Source organism: Enterococcus sp. LJL120 (genome assembly GCF_054871765.1).
Genome location: NZ_JBTXLV010000010.1, coordinates 82,154 through 103,914, shown reverse-complemented (window position 1 = coordinate 103,914; position 21,761 = coordinate 82,154). Strand labels below are relative to the sequence as shown.

Genomic DNA, 21,761 nt, shown 5'->3' with positions numbered 1-21,761 from the left:
ATTTCAGCGCCGAGCCTATTCAAAAATCGGCCACTGGCGAGTGGTATCAAAACTTTCAGCTTCATCTTGGGCCTTTTTAACAATCGCATCTGGATAATCCAGCACCTTCAATAAGCGAATTGCATTTCGGGTTCTGGCTGGTCCTTGGCGCAAGACATAATCAAAGGAGACCCCTTGGCCTTCTGTCACCTGTTCTTCAAAATGGACATCTGTACAATAGTTTTTCAGAATTTCGGTTAGCTCAATATCGTGGGTGGCCACATAGACTAAAGATGGGTAGTCGCTCAGCCATTTGACAATGCTGGCGGAGGCGGAAATTCGTTCAATTGTATTGGTCCCTTTTAAAATTTCGTCAATAAAACAATAGCAGCGTTCTTTGGTTTTCACTTTTTCTAAAACCCGCTTGATGGATTTAATTTCAGCGACAAAATAACTGTCGCCTTCAAAAATATCATCCTCCACCGCCATTGAGGTCAACACATGACCCCGCTCTAAAATAAATTCTTCCGCCAAACAAGTATAAATCGTTTGTCCCAAAATACAATTTAAGGCAATCGCTCTGACATAGGTGGATTTTCCGGAGGCATTGGAGCCGGTCACCAGTGTATTTTTCTGCCAGTCAACGGGATTGGCCACCGCATTTTCAACGAGGGGATGATAAACTGTTTCCCCTTCAACGCCGCCTTTTTGAAAGGTCGGCGGACAGCTGACTGGCAACAGTGAGCGATAATTTAAGACGGCTGCGGCTACCTCCAACTTGCCTAGGACCTGCCACAAATCAATCGCTTCTTGATTGTGCTTGGCTATCCGGTCGACAACAAAATGATAGGAAATAAACGGCAGCATCAGCATAATATTAATGTATTCAAAAAACATTTCCGATTCGCTGTTAGATTTAATTCTAAAGGAGACGGCAAATTTTAAAATACTCTGCAACGGCTTGAGGGATTGTTTAATCTCTGCTTGTTTTGGCGTTGCGACTTTAGAAATTTTCTTAGCAGTGCTAATCGACTGCACCAAATAAGACATGCTGCTTAATTCCATATCGAGTTCTTGTTTTTTCGTCTGGTAGTAGACAATATTAAAAATAATTGCCCCTAAAGCAATAAAAAGCCCAATGCCTAAATTAAGGAATAGCAATAAAATACCAAAAAACGGCAGCAGCCCCAGTAAAATAAAAAACCATAGGGAGCCTAAACGATTAGTTGCGCTTTGGGATAAATAGCGCACAACAAAGTTTTTGTCCCGTTTGCCTAATTTAGCAAAGGCATACTCGACGTCTTCCCGCTGCTGGGGATTTTCCTGATAAAAAGTGATTAATTCCTCCAGTTCTGCTTGGTCGGCTTCGCTGAAATTAAAACTTCGCAGCCGCTGATACAAGGCTTCAGAACCGATACTGGAATAGGTGTGATTGATTTGGTCAAAAATATCGATTAAATCCAAATCATACCAAGTGATGTCATCGACTTCACTATCGGTAGTATGATATTTTCTAGCTTCCAAATAGGCTTCCTTCAAACTTTTTTCTTTATCAAAAGCGGTGGAGTTGGGTAATTTCCCCCAACCATAGCGAACCTGCCGCCGCAGTTTAATACTATTCCAAATACTAAAAGCAATTAGCAGCACAATCACCGCTAAGATAATGCAAATTATAAATAATTGTTCATTCATGCAACTGCCCCCTCTTCATCAGCCCATTATACCAAATAAAAAAGCGACAAAGAGAGCCATTTCACAAATCAGAAAAATATTTTTTCGATTTTTCGACCACTGAAAAAAGTCCCCGCCTAATTTAGACGAGGACTTTATGCAAGCTGCTTAGATACTCAAAAATTTCAATCTTGATTACTGGTAGAAAACATGAAACCAGATAATAAATTTTTAATGGAAAATATGACTTTCATGGGACTTCTTCGTTAAGACTTTTAGTTTGTCAACAATATATGGATAGAACCAAACGCCGATAACCGCAAAGACGATGAAAATGCCGATTAAAATCGCAATATAAGTCACAGCATTCGGCCAATAAATACCGCCGGCGGATTCCCGCAGCAAATCAACCGCATAGGTAAATGGCAGATACGGATTGATTAATTGGAAGAATTTCCCAGAGACTTGAATCGGATAGTTCCCACCACCGCCGGAAATCGACAGCACGAGAATAATTATCGCAATTCCCTTGCCGACATTGCCGAACAACGCAACTAGGGTATACACCATCATTGAAAAGACGAGGGCAATCAATAGTGAAAAAATCACGCTATACACTGGTTGCGCCACATCGACCCCCAGCAAGAAAATATTTCCTAAGACGACAATAATTCCTTGAGCTAATCCCATTGTTAAAAATGTCAACAGTCGGGCAGAGTAGGTTTCCCGTTTAGAAAATTTACCTTTGTCTTTTTTGTCTAAGAAATACTCCGTTGTGGCGATACTGGAGAAGAGAACTGCCCCCACCCACAAACACAGCGCCGTGTAAAACGGCGTGCTGGCGGAGCCGTTGTTGTCAATCGGATATAAAATATTTTCCTGTAAATCAACCGGATTGGCAAAGAAATCACTCTCGGCAGTCGCATCTGATTTTAAGAGTTTGATAATTTCGCCTAAGTCATATTCGCTTTCCCCTTGCCGAATCGCACCGGCGGCTTTTTGAATGCCGGTTTTAATACTCGGCCAATCGTTATTGATTAAATCCACAGCCGAGCCTAGCGCCGTTTTTAATTCGGGTAATTTTTCATTGACCGTCGTCAGTGTGTTTTGGATGTCGGTTTCAATACCCGGCCAATCATTTTTCAAAAAATTGGCAGCAGTATTTAGTCGCGTTTCCAAAGTTGGCAAGGTATTATTATATAAATCAGCGCCTTTATTAATCGCTGCGACAATGGTATCCATGTTGTCGTTAAGCATCGTGCTGGCATCGTGGACCTCTTGGCGAATTGCCGGCAGCTGCGCTTGATATTTTTCTAAAATGGTAATGGCGTTGCTGACGGTGGTCGAAGTCGAGGTCAGCAGCGAATTAAAATCAATTTGTTGCGCCTGATTCAACAAGCCCTGCGCGGTGTCAATCGTTGTGATTAAATCAGTCAAAATTGTACTAACCGTATTGCTGATACCATCAGCGTCAATGCTTGCGGCCACGTTGGCAACAGCATCAGCCGCTGTTTGCAGTTCTGTCAGTAGACTATTGGCTTGATTGATGAAATCATCTGAGTCCACCGCTGAAATTAAATTATTGACCCGTGTTTGCAGTGTTGCCAAATTAGTTTTGGCATTTTGCAGACTGCTGATAACCGTGGCCAAATCTGTGTTCCCAGCAGCATTTTGTAAATCATTTAAAAAACTAATTAAGTTATCAATAGTAGTTTGCTGTTGCGTCAAGCTATCAGAGAAATTCTGCAGACTTTGTTTAATTGCAGCTTTTTCATCAGGAGTCAGCTGATTATCGGCAATCGCACTTTGAATCGTTGCGCTAATAGAAGACGTGGTGGTCGCAATATTGCCGATGGATTCCACCACTACTTTGACACTACTAGTAATGCTAGGCAGCGCATTTTGCAGCTGCTCTGCACCATTTTTAGTCGCCGTCGCAAACTCATCTGCCTGTTGGCCTAGTTGTTCAATCTCCGGTAAAGCCGTTTGCACCTGCTGGATTATTTGCAGCCCTTGTTTAGCTTCGTCAATTCCTTCGGTCATCGTGTTTGCCACAGAATCAAAATCACTATCGATTTCTGCCAGCTGTTGACCAGCGCTTTGAATTTCAGGGATTTTTTCCTGTAGGGTTAAAATAATACTCGCCTGTTGTTTTAACTGGGGCATTTTGTCATTTAAATCAATTAATTTTTCCCCAAGGGCATCAACCTCTGGCAGATAGTCAACAAACTGATTCACTAAATCCAATTTGTTTTCAATATCTGGCAGTTGATCGTTTAGCTCCAGCACTTGATTTAAATAGCCGTCAATGGTGTCCATATTTTCATCTGTATCTAAAATCAAACTCTCCAATTTATTAATGCTTAATAAATTAGCGTCAATATCATAGCCGACTTCATTGAAAACTTTGACCAAAGTATCACTGGCGGTGCCGACAAATTGACTGGAAATCATCGTTTGAATCGTCGTCGCCCCTTTATCGGTAATTTTCGGCGCAATCGCATTAATTTTTTGATTCAAGGTGTACTCAATTTGCGGCTTTTTGATGTCGCCAGTCGTAAAACTTAATAAATCCTCAGAAAAATCGCTGGGAATCACAATCCCCGCATAATATTTACCAGATTTCACGCCTTCTTCTAAATCAGCTTCTGATTTAACAAAGACCCAGCCCAGCTGGTCATTGTCGTGGAGTTCTTCAATCACCTGATCGCCGATATTAATCGTCTGGTCATTGAAGGTCGCATCTTGGTCTTCACTGTATACCGCCACCGGTAATTCTCCGGTATTAGAATACGGGTCCCACAAGGCTTTTATATTGAACCAAGCATACAGAGATGGGATGACCATCAGCGCAATAATTAATAAGGTAGCAATCGGATTTTTGAAAATCCGTTTCCAGTCTAAAATATATAAGGTAAAGGTATTTTTTATATGTTGTAAAGCATCTTTTCCGTGTTTCACTAGTCTTCCCTCTTTACGTTTCTTTGCCAAAAGCCAACCGATTCTATCGCTCAATAAATGTAGCAGAATTTCCAGCATCCCTCAACTGACAAAGCCTTGCTGCAACCCACTTTTTCGACAAATTACGACAGGTGTCGTATTGAAAACTCTTTCTTGTTAATTTTTTCTTAAAAGCTCTTCTCTCGTTTTTTACTTTAGCATGGGAAGCGACCGTGAACCATTGTTACGCCTTGACTTGTGCAGAATATAGCAAGCAAACCGCAAATTTTTTTCTGCGAAACTTTTAAAAATAACCTGACACAAAATAAGCAGCAAGCAACGAAAGCTCTATGCCTTCATCACTTGCCGTTTATAAAAACGATTATCGACTGCCAAAGCTGGAAAATCAGCCGGCAATTCATTTTTTTTAATTTCAATGAAGTTATTGCGCTGGTAAAAATGCTGGGCTGCTTGAAAAACTTCATTTGTACCCAAATAAATTTCTGAAAAATGCTCTCTTTGGGCAAATTGCAGCAACGCCTCCAGCAAAGCTGCTCCAACCTTCGCCTTGCGAAACTCTGGAGCTACGAACATTTTTTTCAATGCTCCTTGCTGGTCGTTAAATTTCGCCAGGGCAATCGTCCCGATTAGCTGGCCTGCTTCCGTAACAGCCAGCCAAAAATTTCCGCCCGGCTGCTGATACACCTGTGGGATTTGCAATAAATCCGGCTGCTCTGCTATGCCAATCGCAATGCCGAACTCTTCCCGTTGAATATCACAGATAAATTGAGCAATCTCTTGTGCATTTTCATTGCTAAAGGGTTGAATAATTATTTTCATAAAGACCTCCTATTTTTGCCTTCTGCCAGTCACTTCTCAGTGTTGCTTTTCAAATGAATAGACTAGTAACGGCAGCGTACGCCCGGGAATACTTGTAGGCCGTTCGCTAAGATATTCAAAACCGTATGCTTGGTAAAACTCTTGAGCATGGGGATCAGATACCACATATAATTCACTGACGTTTTTTGCTTTGCACCACTCAAAAGCTGTTTGCAAAAGCCTTGCACCAATTCCTTTTCGAATCACTGTCGGATTGACAAAAAGATTATCTAGAAAAAATTTTCCCGCTGGATATTCCTCCTCAAAAACAATTGAAAAATACCCTAACAGCTGCTTTTGATTCTCCGCTACTACAGTAGTGCTTTTTTTAAGATATTCTGGCGTGATAGTCAAATCTTTCCGCCATAATTCCAAATATTCCTGTGGATATTTCCAATAACTTTTAGCCGCAAAAGTTAGTTCGGTTAGTTTTTCTGCATCTTGCTGCGTTGCTGGTCTAAAATTCATCTAACGACTCCTTTATATGGCTCCTTTTTACATACTGTTTTGTTCTGCCGTCAGCTTTTAACTTAATAGCATCTTCACGACAAAATCTCAAAACGATTGCTACCACTACGATTGATTTTTTCAGCAAAAGCTAAAATAGCCCGATACACTTTTTTCATAAAATAAAAATCCGCTAACTCAGCGAAATCTATTTGCGGTAAAACTTTAAAGGTGACCATCACTTTTTCTTCAGTAATGGTTATCGCAATTTCTTTTATATATTGCAACTGCCGCATCCCAACAGCCTGATAGCCAGCCTGCGCCAAGCGAGACGTTGTGATATCTAGCTTATCACTGAAAATCAAAGCCAAAGTCATCAACTCAGTTGAATTAAATCCATTGCTGTGATTTTCAATTGCCGACAAGATTAGCTCTTGGTGGGGAGGAGTCAAATGATGGGTTGCGAAATATTCTTTCGCAAAGTCCCGGCCTCTTTTCGCATGCCCTTCTTTTCCTTGAAGAGCACCTGTATCATGCAAAATCGCCGCAATTTTAGCCGCCTCCAAATAATCTTGGGGTACCGTCAGCTGCTGCAAGATAGTCTCCACCATTTTAGTGACATTGTTGACATGATCCCAATTATGATAAGCCCAGCCACCAGTCGCATCTTCAAACTCGCCAATTTTTTGATAGTGGGCCTGCAAAAGCGGGTCTTGATAAATACTTGTAAACATTTCCTCCGCCTTCTTTCAAAATGATATTTCTTTATCATACCATAGAAATAAGTTGTGTTTTACTGGAAAAAAGCTGCCAGCAACAACAAAACTATATTATACTAATAATTAGCATCTTACTTTTTACGATTACTCTGCCAGTATAGAAAAGAGGCCTCCTGTGAACAAATACTTGTCCAAGCTGAAGCACCAGCATTTAATTATTTTATTGATTTTAGCCCTAATTGCTCTGCTGTCTATTTTCCCAGCGGCTTTAGGAAATTTTGTCTACTGGCAAGACGACATTCACTTTCATGTAAATCGCTTGGAAAGTTATACTGAAGCTCTGAAGCATTTAGATTTTTTCCCGCGAATCTTTAGCAGTATGGGAAATAATTTTGGTTATGCCGCTGATCTTTTTTACCCGTCTATTTTATTGGCTCCTTATGGCCTTTTCCGGCTCCTTGGCTGTAATTTCAGCCAAGCTTTTTACTTGTTTCATTTCACTGTGAGTTTTATAACAGCTGCAATTGCGTTTCTTTGCTGTAAAAAATTTGGCCAGCCAGTTAAAGTCAGCTTACTTTTTTCAGCGTTTTATACCCTGTCCACATATCGCCTCATTGATCAAAATGTTCGTGGCGCTCTGGGAGAGACGATTGCCTTTGCTTTTATCCCTCTGGTTTTCTTTGCCCTGCACCAAATTCTATTTGCTAAGAAAAATAACTGGCTGCTGTTAGCCTCCAGCTTAACTTTTTTAATCGCTAGCCATTTGATTACTGCTTTTTACACTGTCATCGCAGTGATTATTTTCTTTGGCATCTGGACTCTAAATGCAAAAAAAGCTGCTATTAAGCTGGCCTTTATCACGCTAGTAAAGGCTGCTGCAGCAACGCTTTTATTCTCTGCTTGGTTCTGGCTACCATACCTTGAACAAGTTTCAGCTATTGCATTTAATTTCTCTAAAACCAGCTTGTGGAGTTCCGGCCTTGATTTTTCTTTGGGGACGTTATTACAAAACACTATCTCAAATGCCGGCCGTTCTGCTGACGGACTGGAGCCTAATTTCGGCATTCTCATTTTAATCGCTATCATTACTGGCTTGCTTCTCTTTAAAAAAATATCAAAAACTGAAAAACTACTGCTAGCCATTACCATCGTATTCATCCTACTATCGACCAATCTGTTTTTCTGGTCTCTTTTTAAAGATACCTTTTTAGCCGTGGTCCAGTTTCCATGGCGCTTACTCATCTTTGTCAGCTTTTTTGGCTCTCTCCTAGCGGCACTCTTAGTCAGCCGCTTAATCAACTTAGAAAATAAATTCAATTTCATTTTAGCTATCTGGGCTATCTGCTTTTTGACCATCAGTTTTAATGGCAATGTCTATGCCCGCTCGGAATATAATCAAAGTTCATTTTTAGATAACGAAAATTACACTGAATTTGATAGCAGTCAATTAGGTCACGGAAAAGAATACATTAAAAAAGACACACCAGCTAATTATCTGTTGCAAAATCCATATCCCAAAACCAATGATTTCCACCAATACCGCACGCTTATCACCCACAGTTACCAAAAAGATACTTACGAGCTTACAACTACAGACGCCACAGCCTTGGAATTACCAAAATTTTATTATCTCGGCTATCAGATTGAAGTAAACGGCACCCCAACCGATTATTATGAACAAAATGGCGTTATCGGTATCGATATATCTGCTGGGGAAAATAAGATTGAGGTTGTGTATGGTGGGACTGAAATTCAGCGCTATGGAATTTGGTTATCTTTAGGTAGCTTGATGATCATCAGTATCGGGAAAATCGCCCTTTATTTGAAAGCGAAAAAAGTCTGAGTCACTAGCAGGCTTTTTTATTTTCTTTCCACCCGCCCCAGAAAAAAAACTACCGCAGGCAGTTAACCCGGTTAAGAGTAAAAAAATCAGCGGCGAATTGTGCCATCCCCAAAGGCTAATCAAATTGCCACCGACAATCGGCCCGAGGGTAGAGCCGATTTTGATTACCTCTGAAATACTGAAATAGACACCTTTTTCATGCTCCTGCGCCAATTGGTCCACCGCATAATCAAAGCGGGCACCTAATAATAATTCAGCAAGTGAGTAGCCAGCAATAAATAGCAACAACCAGAATAAATTTGGAAATTGCAGAACTGTCAGCAGACTGCCAGCAAATAAAAGATTGCTCAGAAGTAGTACGCTGGAAGATGAGCGCTGACTGCTGATTTTTAAAATTGGAAATTGCAGCAAAATGATTAAAATGGCACTTAAAGATAACAATAAGCTATATAGCTCTCCGCCTTCGGGTGAGCGCCAAGTCAAAAATTGGGCGATTGTTGAGTTGAGCTGTGAATAGCCAAAATAAGAACAGGCCACGCCCAGTAAAAGCCAAATAAAAGATTTTTTCAATTTGAAATTTGGTCGTGGACTTTCTTTTGTAAAATTTTTCTCCGCAGTCATCTGCAAGCTATCTTCTACTAAAAAAAAATTTTCGATTCCCACCACTAGATAAGCCAAGCTTAAAAAAAGATAAGGCTGAACGGTTTCTTCCAGATGAAAAAAGGAGTTGAGCAAGGGCCCGCAAACAGCGCCAAGATTAATGGCGCCATAGCGTAAATTGAAGATCAGTAGCCGTTTTTTTCCGCCGGACAAACTGAGGGCTTTTTTACAAGCCGGTTCATAGAGAACATAACAGATACCGTTTGCTGCATTTAGTAGGAGAAACTGAGAAAAGTTTTCTGCCAGTGAGATACCTAAAAAAATTACACCCCAGACAATTGGTACTACAATCAATAGCTTTTTTAAGGCTATCCGGTCAACTATTTTCCCAGAAAAAAAGGAACACAGAACGCTCAATAAAGGATTGACGCCAACAATCAAGCCCACTTCAGCGGGAGTGAAGCCAGCTTTTTGGCTCAAATAAATTGCCAGATAAGGAACACTCATAAAGTAACAGACTCTAGAAATCAATGTGCCGGATAATAATATTTTGCTATTGCGCTGCTTTGCTTTCATAAAAAAACCTCCTTGACCTGTGCTACACTGAGTATAAGAAGAACTGCCGAAAGTCGCTTAAAAATGTCAGTATACTAACAAACAGGAGGTAAGCCGATGCATTATGGGAAAAATTTAAAAGCGGTGCGCAGAGCTAAAGGAGTTAGTCAGGAAACTTTAGCCGCCGGAATTATGTCCCGTTCAAACCTCTCTAATTTTGAAAATGAGCTGTATGTCCCTAGCTTTGATAAGGTGTTGGAATTATTACGGCGCTTAAATATTAGCGTGGAGGAATTTTTAGCCCTCTGTTCGGCTGATTACCAGCTGCTGCAAAACTTTCGCAGACAAATTGTCGCCGCTGAAGCCTTGGGGGATTTGGCAACTATAAAAAAAATCAATCACCAACTACCTAGCTTAACCGAAAAAAATCTAGACTTTGCTGATTTATTTCTACTGACTAATTATGTCCTCTTAATTTCTGGAGAGGACCCCTCGCTGACCTATTTAGAAATAAAAGAACAAGCTGGCCACACACTTTTGCGCAATGGCACCTGGTATAGTCAGGATTTTAGACAGTATAATAATTTTTTTCATCTTTATGCTTTAGCTGAAAATCAGATTTTTTATTATGCTGCCCGTAAAAAATATCTACGGGAACAGACACTTTTGGAAACTCCTTACTTAGTCAATTTATCTTTGAACTATTTCATGCAGTTGGCAGGTTTAGCCCATTTGCATGAGGCCCGCGAAATTTATCATTTTGCTGAAGAATTGATTGATTATCACCAACTGACTGCTCAACGGAAAATCTTAGACCATTTGCGTTACTCCTTAACTGGAAGCTCTGAGAGTCAACAAGCTATCGACGAAAAATTACTGCATTATCTTCAGCAGGTAATGGTATTTGCTGGAAAACATGCGAGCCAATAAAAAAGAATCAGCGCCGCAAAGTCAGAAGAAAATTCTAACTTTACGGCGTTGATTCTTTGAGTAACCGATATTAATTAAGCTTCAAATTGATTGGTTTCAGCCAATTTTTTAAACCAGTAACCGGATTTTTTGATTGTCCGTTTGCCATCTTGATCAAGGTCAACGGCAATAAACCCGTAGCGATTTTTATAGGCATTCATCCAAGACCAGTTATCCATGCAAGTCCACATATGATAGCCTAAGCAATTAGTGCCCTCAGCGATTGCTTGAGAGACATATTTTAAATGACCGCTGATAAATTCAATCCGGTAGTCGTCTTCAATCTGGCCATCGGCATTAATATATTTTTCTTCCCCTTCAACGCCCATGCCATTTTCGGAAATAAAACACGGAATGTTGCCGTAATTTTCCCGGGTATTCGTCAAAATATCGTAGATGCCTTTTTCATAAATTTCCCAACCACGATAAGGATTCATTTTTTTACCGGGCATATCATAATTATCAAAATAATCATCCGGCATCGGACCATGACTATGATCGATTGGTGTTTCCTTAGCTTTGATTCGCCGCGGTTGATAATAATTTATTCCTAACAAATCGACGGTATTATTTTTAATTGTATCTAAATCGCCAGCTTGAATTTCCGGCAGCATGTCCAACTCTTTTAAAATTGTCACCAATTCTTCGGGAAATTCGCCTTTAACAGCTGGGTCCAAGAATGAACGGTTGAAGAAAGCATCGGCAATTTTTGCGGCCTTCACATCTTCTGGATTTGCTTCATCCCTTGGGTAACTTGGTGTCAAATTCAAAATAATTCCAATTTCACCAGGTAAATTCATGGCATGATAGGCTTCAATTGCTTTCGCGCTGGCTAAATTTTCATGATAGCCAACAATCACTGCCTTGCGCATATCAATTTCATTTGGATAATGAAATTGATAGAGATAACCGCCCTCAACTGGTACAACCGGCTCATTATGGGTAAACCATTTCTTCACACGATTGCCAAATAGTTCAAAACAAGTCTTGGCAAACTCGACATAGGCATCCACCGTTTTGCGATTGACCCAGCCGCCTTCTTTTTGCAGCGCCATCGGCATATCAAAATGATACAAATTGAAAAATGGTTCAATACCATTGGCAATCAATTCGTCGATATAGCTGTTATAAAATTTTACAGCTTCAGGATTAACAGCTCCCCGGCCTTCTGGAATCAAGCGGCTCCATTGAATTGATGTCCGAAAAGAATTGTGACCAATTTTTTTCATCAGCTGAATATCTTCTTTATACTTTTTATAGACCTGCGAAGTTTTTTCTGGTCCTACGCCGTTAAAAAATTTTTCCGGCTCCTCTTGGTACCAAAAATCCCAAATGCTGTCTCCTTTCCCATCATTTGGGAAACGTCCTTCCGTCTGCGGCCCACTCGCTGAAGAGCCCCACCAAAAGTTTTCTGGAAATTTATATTGCATCCTATTCTTCCTCTCTTATGTTTTAAGTATATGATACCTAACAAAACGAATTAAATCAATCATTTTTAAAACTATGACTAGACATACTCGAAAAATTCTGCTAAATTATGAAAGTAATCGATTGCAAGAAAAATTTAGAGGTGAAGAAAATGAATGGGTTTATGGATAAACTATCAGAAAAAATTATGCCCTTAGCAAATAAGCTTGGGCAAAATCGTTATCTAGCCGTTTTAAGGGATGCCTTTATGTTGTCATTTCCATTAACAATGTTCGGCTCAATTGTCGTAGTAATTAACAATTTACCTTTTTTCAGCGATGCCACGAAGGGAACGCTATCTACACTTTTTGGCAATGGGCAAAATGCAACCATGAGCATCATGACGGTTTTTGTTACATTTGGTATCGGCTATTATTTATCAAAATCATATGATGTCGAAGGAATTTTCGGCGGAGCCGTTGCGTTTGCTAGTTTCTTAATTTTAACTCCCTTCTTCATGGTGTTAGAAAATGGCGAGGAAGTTTCAGGAGTGTTGTCTTTAGATCGCTTAGGAGCTAAAGGGATGTTTATTGGTATGATTGCTGCCTTTTTAGCTACAGAAATTTACTGCCGCATCACAAAAAGAGGTTGGCAGATTAAAATGCCTGATGGAGTGCCACCGGCTGTTACTAAATCTTTTGCCGCGTTAATTCCGGCGGTTGTCACCTTAACTGTTTTTCTGATTATCAATGCAATTATGACTGGCGTGTTCAATGCCAATCTGCATGATGTTGTTTATGAAGTGATTCAAAAACCATTAACAGGTTTAGGTAGTAGTTTACCAGCCACTTTGATTGCTTTATTTTTAGTTCAGTTCTTATGGTTTTTTGGTTTGCACGGACAAATCATTGTCAATTCAGTAATGGATCCAATTTGGAATACTTTAATGTTGGAAAATTTGGATGCCTATAAAGCGGGGCAAGATTTGCCTCACATCATCACCAAGCCTTTCATGGAAACTTTTACCGTTGGCTTGGGAGGTTCTGGGATGACCTTAGCCGTTGTCATTATTATGGCTTTTGTGTTGAAGAAAAAACAATATCGTGACATTGGCCGCTTGGCTTTGGCCCCCGGAATTTTTAATGTGAACGAACCGGTTATCTTCGGTCTGCCAATTGTGTTAAATGCTACCATTCTTATTCCTTGGGTCCTCGCACCATTAGTTGTGACCACGCTAAATTATTTGGTCATGGCGGCCGGCATCGTACCGCCTCCAACCGGCGTTTCAGTCCCTTGGACAGTACCGATTATTGCCAGCGGAATTTTAGCAACTAATTCTTGGCTAGGCGGAGCCTTGCAAGTTGTCGACTTCCTCATCGTCGCAGCACTTTGGTATCCATTCATGCGGATGCTAGACCGCCAAGAAGTTAGTGACATCTAGTCTCAAATCTAAAAGCCAAGGCAAAGCTCAGCCCTTTGCTTTGGCTTTTTTCACGATTGTCTAGACAAACAAATTTAGCTATAATATTTTTGAGGTGGAAAAAATGCCAAAATACGAAGAAATTGCCAATACAATTAGAAACCGCATCAAAAGTGATATCTATCCGCCTGATTCGCTATTGCCAAAACAAATTGATTTGGTCAAAGAATTTTCAGTCAGTCGCATGACCATCCAAAAAGCCTTAGATATTTTAACTTTGGAGGGATTGTTGACTTCTAAAAAAGGAGTAGGTACGACTGTTTTGCGTCAGCCTTTTTTGACTAAGGACACGTCGACACTTTCTGAGTACGGCGGCTTAAGTCAGGAAATGGCCGAAGCTGGCCGCAAACTGATTAGCCAAGTCATTGAATTCAGCGTTGAATTTCCCGATGCCATCGTCCAAGAGCGCCTGCATATCACCGAAGAGGAGCCGGTGTATAAAATTGTTCGTCTGCGCATCGTTGAAAACGAGCCCTTTATTTTGGAGCACACCTACATGCCGATTCACTTGATTCCAAATTTAAAAAAAGAAACTTTGGAGTCCTCTATCTATCAATATATTTTAAATGAGCTGGGCTTTAAAATTACCGGAGCCTATCGCACTATTCACGCGGACAAAAGCAGCAGCTATGATCAAAAATATTTAAACTGCGGCGAGCATGATCCCGTTTTGGAGATTCGCCAAATTGTCTATTTGCAAAATGGCCAACCCTTTGAATATTCCCGCAGCCGCAACCGCTATGATGTTAGAGACTATTCTTTTTTAGATTTAAAAAAATAAAAAAGTCTGCCATTCTGGTCATCATATTTTGAGAATCAGAATGGCAGACTTTCTAGTTTTTTATCAACTAAAGCAGATGATGATTATTAGGGAAATCCTTCAAAACGAGCCAACTCTTTGCTAACTTTTAAAACCACGATAACTAGACTCAAAAGTTTCTAGCAGCTATCAAGGGTTTTAAACTCTCTAGCCAAAAGAAAAATAGCTTTCAAAATTAGCAATTTTTTGGGGAAATTTCTAGTAACTAGTTTGCTCCTTGCCAGCCATTTTCAAATTGTTTTACCATATACAAGTGATGCTCGTGGAACAATTTTTGCTCCAATTCTGCCATACTTGCCCAAAAGATGGGTTCTTTTTCAACTGGCTCAGCGATTTTTTCCAGTAGCTGACAGGCGTAAAAATAACCGATATTATGCTGTGGCCACTCAGGATATTGTGGTGATACCCAATGCTTTTCAGCTTGTCCCAAAAATTTGCTAACATGGGCTGAAAAACCTGTTTCCTCTAAAATTTCCCGCTGAAGGGCAGCAATTGGCTCATCCTTTTCTTCGAGGCCTCCGCCAACTAAAAACAAATAGCCATCCGTTGCGGCGACAGTCAAAAATTTTTGCTGGGCATTTTGAATAATCCCATAGGCGCCGATTCTTTTTTTATATTCCAAACGATGCTCTCTTTTGCCAAAAGATTCCATGACGCACCTCTTTTCTTGGGTTTGTGGTTATAATATTGTGTTTTTTTGAAAATGATGTAGATGTGATTGTTTCAAACAAATACCATCCTTACATTTAGCTATAAAGCTTACTCCGATATTCTCCAAAGTTAAACTAAAAAATTCTCTCTTAACCATTCTACAATTTAAACTCCCTATTTTACCAAGTAATATTTTCTGCTTAAAATTTTTTCAAAAAATCCCCCTCCCCTTAAATGATTTTTCCAACTGACCAGTTTATCTAGGTAAGGAGAGGGGTGTGTCAAAATGCAAACGAAGCCGAATTACAATTTGCTGTACGTGACGCAGTTTATTTGTTCGCTATTTATAGTGGTGGTTCACAGCGGGACCCTGACGGAAAATCCTGAACTTCACTTTGTGATTAAAACGATGATATGCCGGGTAACTGTGCCCTTTTTCCTCGTTGTGAATGCCTTCTTTTTCAGACAGAAAAATGCTGAGGAGCGCAAAATTTGGCTGAAAAAAATTTTGCAGACGTATCTTTTCTGGTCACTGATTTATCTGCCTTTGGGGCTACAATTTGTCCAACAAGAACTCCAGCTCAGCGGTCTGCTGCTGATTCCCGCAGCTCTGGTTGGCTTAATTTATACGGGAATTTATTATCATTTATGGTATTTTCCGGCACTTTTATTTTCCCTTTATGTCGTCCCGAAACTTTTACGAAAGTTCGGCTACATAAAATTGGCTGGGCTCCTTTTATTGCTATATATAATAGGAGCCAGCGAAACATATTCTGCTTTTATCACCATGCCCTTTTTAAAAAATATTTTGAACGGCTATCTTGCCTTCTTTTTCACCACGAGAAATGGGGTATTCTTTAGTTCGATCTTTATTTTGATGGGCTTTTTCATCGCTGATCATTTTGAAAAAATTCAACGGCAAAAAAGCGTCTTGACGATTGGTTTATTAGCTAGCTTTGTCCTGATGGCCATTGAGGGGCCGCTGATTTACGCCAACCAAGGGATTGATAAGAATTTTCTCTTCTTTTTACTGCCGCTGCTGTTCTTTGGTTTTCCTTTGCTGCTAAAAGCCTCAGCCAAGAAAAGCCTCAAGCCGTTAAAGAAAGCTGGGCAATTTATTTTCTTTGTCCATTTGCTTCCAATTGAAATATTCAATACACTAACCATGACAGGCAATGAAGTCACAGCCAATTTAGGTTGGACACGCCTATTTTTGGGGGTTTTTATCCCCATCTTGCTTTTACGAATTGGGCATATGCGAAAAAGGCGCCAAGGCAATACCATTTTTTTAGAAAAAGCTAAATGATTTTTCAGTACAGACTGTTTTTTTTGAGGGGATGAATGATGTGACGCAACTGCGGGATTATTTGCTAATTAGACGCATCCGGGCCGGCGATGATGAGGCCTGGGAAGAGTTAGTCAATCTATATTATGGAACAATTTACAGCTATTGTTTTCGCCGCTGTTATGGGCAGCGGCAATTGGCAGAGGATTTGACTCAGGAAATCTTTTTGAAGTTAATCAAAAATCTGGAGCGCTTTCAGTTTACTGGCAAGTTTTTTAATTATCTTTTTACGATTGCCGTCAATACCTGTAATAGCTATTATCAAAAGAAAAATTTTGACTATGCTGAGCTCCATGAAAATATTGCTGAGCAGGCCGAAAGCGAGGCGGCTCTAAAGCATTTGGTTGCCGCAGATACGGCCGAAGAGCTGCAAATTTATTTAGATGAGCTGCCGGATATGCAAAGAGAAGCCTTGATTTTAAAATATTTCCATCAGCTAAAGGTCAAGGAAATCGCTAAAATTACCGAAGTCAGCGTTCCCACTGCCCAGTCCCGCATCAATCAAGGGCTGAGCAAACTTAAAAAAATGCTGGATAGAGAGGAGTTTCATTTTGAATAAGAAATTAACTGAATTATTGCAGGCTCAAGAGTTACCGATAAATGAAGCCAAAAAATCCCAGCTGCTGGAACTCGGTCGCCAACAACTGGCGCAACAGCAAGCCACACGTTTTTCCTTTTGGCAGCTCTTCAAAATCACTTTCCGCTTTATCAGCTTGAAATTTTGGCTGGCACAGCTTTTAGTTTTGGGCATCTTGCTGGCTTATCTCCTATTAATGTTGAACAATCAAGGCGCTGAATCGGGTTTCGTTGCCAACTATGTCACAATTAATAGCAGCATTAGCATGCTGACCTTACTGTTTCTCTTTAGCAATATTTTGATTTTCGGCAATCTGGTTACACCTTTTCTTCACGGGATGGCCCCGTTAGAGCAAACTTTAAAATACAGTTTGCGGGAACATTTAATCATGAAACTAATCATTTTTGGCCTTTATGATTTGTTGTTGGCTATAGCAATTGCCTTATTTTCTGAATTTTTATTATCATTACTATTTTGGCAAATCGTACTGTTTCTCCTTGTGCCCCTTAATTTATTATCTTTGTTGTTATTGAGTCTGCTGACAATAGGACGACAAAAAATTCTCACTATTGGGAAATGTCTGGTCGTCGGTTTATTTATCGGTGCTTTTCAAATCATCGCTTCCCGAACGGATATCTATCAACAGCCACTGTTGTTCTGGAGTATTGCGTATCTGCTGACAGCCGTGGTTTTGGGGCTGCTACTCTATCAAAATTTCCGCAAAAAGAATTGGGGGCAAAATTAATGGAATTATTATTAGTCGATATCAGTAAAAACTACGACGACCAGCCCGTTTTAAAAGACATCACGATGCGGTTGTCCCCGGGCATCTACGGTTTTTTAGGGGAAAATGGCGCTGGAAAAACGACCCTGCTGCAGATTTTGACTGGCTTAACCAAGCCCAGTCAAGGGGAAGTTCTCTACAACTCTAAAAATATTTTGGAAAATTTAGCGGCTTTTCACAGTGAGTTAGGCTTTTTACCACAGGATTTTAATTATTATCCGGAATTTACCGGCCTGAAATTTATGCTCTACTTGGCAGCGCTAAAAGGACTTAATAAAAAAGTAGCCAAAAAGCGTTGTCTGGAATTATTAAAATGGGTTGGCCTCAGCAGTATGCAAAACAAAAAAATCAAGAAATACTCTGGTGGCATGAAACAGCGGTTGGGTATTGCACAGGCTTTGATTAACGATCCAAAAGTTCTCGTCTTGGATGAGCCTACGGTCGGACTTGACCCGAAGGAACGGGTTAAGTTTCGCAAGCTACTGAGCTCTTTTTCCCAAGAAAAAATTGTCTTGCTATCGACCCATATCGTCTCAGACATTGAATACATTGCCGATGAAATTTTTATTTTAAAAGATGGTCAGATTGCAAACCACGGCACAGCGGCGGAGCTGGTTGCCACTGTTGAAAATTTTGTCTGGGAAGTGGTTGTCACGCCGGCCGAATTAAAAAATTTCAGCGCCAAGTATCCCATCAGTAATCAAAAAAATGAGGACGGCACAATAATTTTACGGGTTCTCACTACAAAAGCGCCTGCAACTAATGCCAAACCGGTCCAGCCAACCTTAGAAGATCTTTATCTCTATTATTTTAGAGAGGAGCAAAGCGATGATTGACTTAATAAAATTTGAAATGGCAAAAATTACTAAGGAAAAAATTTTTGGCGGCGCCTTTTTGATTATGCTGATTGTTGTCTTAGCTGTGATTTTGGCGACCTTGTACGGCACAAATTTAATTAGCGGCACAGAAGGTGAGCGTTATGCCGGTCAAGAAACTGCCAACCGCAATGCAGAAATTGCCAACGCTTATGCCGGCGATTTAACGGATGCAAAAATTGCCGATATTTTAAGTGCCTATTTACAATCTACGCAAGAAAACAAACGGCAAATAGCGGCTGGCGAAGACAAGCGAGATGATTTTTTTGGGGCTTTCCCTTACCAAATTCAAAACACTTTTATTTCAGACAAGCGGGAATTTTCCCTGCAAATTGATGCCGCTTTTGAAGAGCATCAAACCCTCAGCCTCTCAGATATTAATTATCATTCCATTGAGGATTTGAATTTCTATGGTGCTAAAAATGGTACCTCACCAGTGCAAATGGGCAATAACTTACCTTGGGGCGAACTATTGGAAACGGTCGGCCGGGCTTTTTTACCGCTAGCTCTATTTTTGATTTTAATTTGTGCCAATTTGTTTTCCATGGAATTCTCCCGCAATACCATACCCGTGGTGGCCACTACTAAATTTGGTCCCACCAAGATGATTTATGCCAAAATCATCACCGCTTGCGTCATCACTATCAGTGTCTATTTGCTATTGCAGGTCGTGATTTTTCTGAGCTTTTTCTATCTTTATGGGCTATCTGGTTGGCAGGTCAGCATTCAAGCCAATTTCCCTTGGCGCCTGTTTGATTTTCCAATTTTGCTAAATCAAGTGCAAGTGTTACTGATTAGTTATGGCATGCAGCTCGCCGCTCTTTTGGCAACCGTTGGCTTCACTAGCTTAATTGCTATTTTCGCCAAAAATCCCTTTAATTCTTTGGCCATTGCTTTAGGTGTCTTTTTTGCTCCACAGCTGCTGAGGGAATTCATCCAAAGTGGCATTATCGCCAAATTTTTAAGCTTATTTCCGATTAACAATGGCGACCCCGGCACATTCTTTCGGACCTTAGCCTCAGGAGAAACTTTTTTTACAGATAATTTCCTTGTCAACATCAGCCTTTTATTAGCCTTTTTCATATTAGGCAAACTGCTTTTTGACGCCATTATCTGCTGGCGGATGAAGCAATTGAATTTTTCTTAAATTTTTCAGATGAGGTTGTAACGTTCCTTAAAACAGCACTGAATTTTCCGAACAATATCTGGCAAGCACCAGCAAATATTGAGAAGTTGCGACGAGGTCTTCTGGAACACAGTCCCACATGTACTTTCTGCCTCGAGGATTCACTAGACCACACTCACAAATGCAAAATAATTCGGGATTTCATCTGTTAACAAGACTGATGTCATAGCCTCTTTTGTTATGCTGAAAAAAGCTTGCCCCTCAACGTCAGTCTGCTATCATAGACAAAAAGCGAGGTGCTTGGATGATTAAAGGAAAACAATTAAAAATTGGCGACACAATCGCCTTTATTAGCTTATCAGCAGGGCTAGCCGGCATTCCGGCGCTGGCCTACCGTTGGCAAATTGCCAAAGAACGTCTTGAGAAAATGGGTTATCACGTTGTGTTGACCGAAAATGCTTTGCAATCACCAGAATTTTTGCAAGCTCACCCAGAAAAAAGGGCAGCTGATTTAATGGCCGCTTTGAAAAATCCTGAGATTGATGCAATATTTTGCATGGTCGGCGGTGCGGACACCATTCGCCTGTTACCATATATTGATTTTTCCGTTATCAAAGCCCATCCCAAAATTTTTGTCGGCTACTCTGACACCACCATCAATCATTTTATGTTTTACCATGCTGGCGTGACCTCCATTTATGGGCCAGCCGTGTTCACTCAATGGGCTGAAAATGTTCAGCTCAGCGACTACACCACGCAACATTTTTTTGATTTAGTTGCCGAAAAAAAAGTCCCGTTGCAGCTTGAAAGCGCGCCGGTTTGGACAAGCGGCTTTCTCGATTGGAACAACCCTGAAAATCAGCTGATTCCAAGAAGCTGGCAGCCAGAAACCCACGGCCACGAATTTTTACAAGGCAGTGGTACAGTTTCCGGCACCCTTTTAGGCGGCTGTCTGGAAACTTTTTTTATGATGATGGGCACAAAAATTTGGCCATCAGCGACTGAATGGCAGGGGAAAATTTTATTTATTGAAACCTCTGAGATGAAAATCTCACCTGAATGGCTGCAGATTTTTCTGCGGGGGCTATCCGCCCAAGGAATTTTCCATCAGCTTAACGGCATCTTGATGGGCAAGCCTCAAGATGAAGAATATTATCAAGAATACAAAGATGTTCTCCTTGAAATCATCAAGGATGAATGCCAGCTACCCAACCTAGCAATTGTTTACAATTTAAATTTCGGTCACGCCGATCCAATTGTCAGCCTGCCTTTTGGCTGTGAAGTCCAAATTGATTGTGACCAACAGACGGTTGCCTTGATGGAGGCAGCAGTCGAATAAAAAAGAGACACTGTTCAAAAGCAAATCAATAAAGTGACCACACCAAAATTAAATTTTCGGGGTGGTCACTTCGCAATAAAGGACATTTTTTTAATGTCCTTTATTGATGCTGATAAACAGACGTCTCTTTTATTTATTTTCTAAAAAATCCTCAATCATGCGCATTTCATGCAACGCCACTTCTTTTGGCAGCTGATCCAACGGGAAAAAACGGCAGTCGGTGCTTTCATCCGTTTCTGTCAAAATCTCTCCGCTAAATTTTTCAATCAAATAGCTGGAAGTCACAAAAGAACAGGCGTCACCATTGGGATAAGTATAGAAAAAATCCGCCCCGCCAAAAACATTCAACAGAGTTAAATCTTTTTCCTCTGCCACTAAGCCAGTTTCCTCTAGCAATTCTCGACAAGTGGTCGTTTTCGGATCCTCATTGATTTCGACAGAACCCGCTGGCAATCCCCAAAAACCATTATCGCTACGTTGAATAAAAAGCATCTGCTGGTCCTTCAAAACAATACCACAAGCTCCCGCCACCACCAGCGGCCGACTGCCAACTTCTTTTCTTAAATCTAATAAATAATCTGCCATAAATTCTCCTTTTTTAGTTATCCAAATTTTATTTAATTGTAGCATATGAATTTTGTGAAAATAATTAGTGCATGGTTTTGTTTGGGGAACAGTGTTTCTTTCTTCATTTCCCCACTAAATCAACTTAAATCTCTTCAACAATCCTCCTTCATGACTAATGTCATAAATAG

19 protein-coding genes are annotated in these 21,761 nt (G+C 40.4%); 10 read left to right on the top strand and 9 right to left on the bottom strand.

Features of this window, described 5'->3' with window-relative positions; translation table 11 throughout:
- Positions 1-15 precede the first annotated feature (15 nt).
- From ACYSNU_RS15955 to ACYSNU_RS15935, 5 genes are all read right to left on the bottom strand, one after another.
- Positions 16-1,671 carry a MutS-related protein gene (locus ACYSNU_RS15955; protein ID WP_461738163.1) on the bottom strand — a complete coding sequence of 552 codons (1,656 nt, stop codon included), beginning with the start codon at positions 1,669-1,671 and terminating at the stop codon, positions 16-18.
- Positions 1,672-1,881: 210 nt separating this feature from the next.
- Positions 1,882-4,611: a YhgE/Pip family protein gene (locus ACYSNU_RS15950; protein WP_461738162.1), complete on the bottom strand. Its 2,730-nt coding sequence runs from the start codon at positions 4,609-4,611 to the stop codon at positions 1,882-1,884.
- Between the two features lie 327 nt (positions 4,612-4,938).
- Entirely contained in the window at positions 4,939-5,430 is a 492-nt protein-coding gene (locus ACYSNU_RS15945; protein ID WP_461738161.1) for a GNAT family N-acetyltransferase, read from the bottom strand.
- Positions 5,431-5,466: 36 nt separating this feature from the next.
- Positions 5,467-5,937: a GNAT family N-acetyltransferase gene (locus ACYSNU_RS15940; RefSeq protein ID WP_461738160.1), complete on the bottom strand. Its 471-nt coding sequence runs from the start codon at positions 5,935-5,937 to the stop codon at positions 5,467-5,469.
- A gap of 74 nt (positions 5,938-6,011) precedes the next feature.
- Positions 6,012-6,650 carry an HD domain-containing protein gene (locus ACYSNU_RS15935; RefSeq protein ID WP_461738159.1) on the bottom strand — a complete coding sequence of 213 codons (639 nt, stop codon included), beginning with the start codon at positions 6,648-6,650 and terminating at the stop codon, positions 6,012-6,014.
- Between the two features lie 160 nt (positions 6,651-6,810).
- On the opposite strand from ACYSNU_RS15935, the gene ACYSNU_RS15930 reads away from it, so the two are divergent.
- A complete protein-coding gene (locus ACYSNU_RS15930) occupies positions 6,811-8,478 on the top strand; it encodes a YfhO family protein (protein WP_461738158.1) in 1,668 nt (555 codons plus the stop codon).
- Here ACYSNU_RS15930 and ACYSNU_RS15925 read toward each other — a convergent pair.
- On the bottom strand, positions 8,413-9,654 hold the full coding sequence (locus tag ACYSNU_RS15925) for an MFS transporter (RefSeq protein ID WP_461738157.1): 1,242 nt from the start codon (positions 9,652-9,654) through the stop codon (positions 8,413-8,415). The genes ACYSNU_RS15930 and ACYSNU_RS15925 overlap by 66 nt on opposite strands.
- 96 nt (positions 9,655-9,750) lie before the next feature.
- Between ACYSNU_RS15925 and ACYSNU_RS15920 the strand changes: the two genes are divergently transcribed.
- A complete protein-coding gene (locus tag ACYSNU_RS15920; protein ID WP_461738156.1) occupies positions 9,751-10,563 on the top strand; it encodes a helix-turn-helix domain-containing protein in 813 nt (270 codons plus the stop codon).
- A gap of 74 nt (positions 10,564-10,637) precedes the next feature.
- Here the strand turns inward: ACYSNU_RS15920 and ACYSNU_RS15915 are convergent, their stop codons facing one another.
- Positions 10,638-12,032, bottom strand: coding sequence for a glycoside hydrolase family 1 protein (locus ACYSNU_RS15915; protein ID WP_461738155.1), 1,395 nt, complete (start codon positions 12,030-12,032; stop codon positions 10,638-10,640).
- A gap of 149 nt (positions 12,033-12,181) precedes the next feature.
- On the opposite strand from ACYSNU_RS15915, the gene celB reads away from it, so the two are divergent.
- Positions 12,182-13,450: a PTS cellobiose transporter subunit IIC gene (gene celB / locus ACYSNU_RS15910; protein WP_265459669.1), complete on the top strand. Its 1,269-nt coding sequence runs from the start codon at positions 12,182-12,184 to the stop codon at positions 13,448-13,450.
- A gap of 103 nt (positions 13,451-13,553) precedes the next feature.
- Positions 13,554-14,270, top strand: coding sequence for a GntR family transcriptional regulator (locus tag ACYSNU_RS15905; RefSeq protein ID WP_461738154.1), 717 nt, complete (start codon positions 13,554-13,556; stop codon positions 14,268-14,270).
- A gap of 244 nt (positions 14,271-14,514) precedes the next feature.
- On the opposite strand, the gene ACYSNU_RS15900 is transcribed toward ACYSNU_RS15905, so the two are convergent.
- On the bottom strand, positions 14,515-14,961 hold the full coding sequence (locus tag ACYSNU_RS15900; protein WP_461738153.1) for an NUDIX domain-containing protein: 447 nt from the start codon (positions 14,959-14,961) through the stop codon (positions 14,515-14,517).
- Positions 14,962-15,246: 285 nt separating this feature from the next.
- Between ACYSNU_RS15900 and ACYSNU_RS15895 the strand changes: the two genes are divergently transcribed.
- The 6 genes from ACYSNU_RS15895 to ACYSNU_RS15870 all read left to right on the top strand — a co-directional run bounded on the left by ACYSNU_RS15895 (position 15,247) and on the right by ACYSNU_RS15870 (position 21,006).
- Positions 15,247-16,266 carry an acyltransferase family protein gene (locus ACYSNU_RS15895; protein ID WP_461738152.1) on the top strand — a complete coding sequence of 340 codons (1,020 nt, stop codon included), beginning with the start codon at positions 15,247-15,249 and terminating at the stop codon, positions 16,264-16,266.
- A 31-nt stretch (positions 16,267-16,297) separates the two neighbouring features.
- Positions 16,298-16,864, top strand: coding sequence for an RNA polymerase sigma factor (locus ACYSNU_RS15890; protein WP_461738151.1), 567 nt, complete (start codon positions 16,298-16,300; stop codon positions 16,862-16,864).
- The gene (locus ACYSNU_RS15885; RefSeq protein ID WP_461738150.1) at positions 16,857-17,627 is read left to right on the top strand and encodes a hypothetical protein; all 771 of its coding nucleotides are present in this window, start codon (positions 16,857-16,859) and stop codon (positions 17,625-17,627) included. The genes ACYSNU_RS15890 and ACYSNU_RS15885 overlap by 8 nt, the downstream gene beginning before the upstream one ends.
- Positions 17,627-18,502: an ATP-binding cassette domain-containing protein gene (locus ACYSNU_RS15880; protein ID WP_461738149.1), complete on the top strand. Its 876-nt coding sequence runs from the start codon at positions 17,627-17,629 to the stop codon at positions 18,500-18,502. The genes ACYSNU_RS15885 and ACYSNU_RS15880 overlap by 1 nt, the downstream gene beginning before the upstream one ends.
- The gene (locus ACYSNU_RS15875) at positions 18,495-19,688 is read left to right on the top strand and encodes a hypothetical protein (RefSeq protein WP_461738148.1); all 1,194 of its coding nucleotides are present in this window, start codon (positions 18,495-18,497) and stop codon (positions 19,686-19,688) included. The genes ACYSNU_RS15880 and ACYSNU_RS15875 overlap by 8 nt, the downstream gene beginning before the upstream one ends.
- Before the next feature lie 283 nt (positions 19,689-19,971).
- A complete protein-coding gene (locus tag ACYSNU_RS15870) occupies positions 19,972-21,006 on the top strand; it encodes a S66 family peptidase (protein WP_461738147.1) in 1,035 nt (344 codons plus the stop codon).
- Between the two features lie 129 nt (positions 21,007-21,135).
- Here the strand turns inward: ACYSNU_RS15870 and ACYSNU_RS15865 are convergent, their stop codons facing one another.
- On the bottom strand, positions 21,136-21,591 hold the full coding sequence (locus ACYSNU_RS15865; RefSeq protein WP_461738146.1) for an NUDIX domain-containing protein: 456 nt from the start codon (positions 21,589-21,591) through the stop codon (positions 21,136-21,138).
- Between the last annotated feature and the right edge of the window lie 170 nt (positions 21,592-21,761).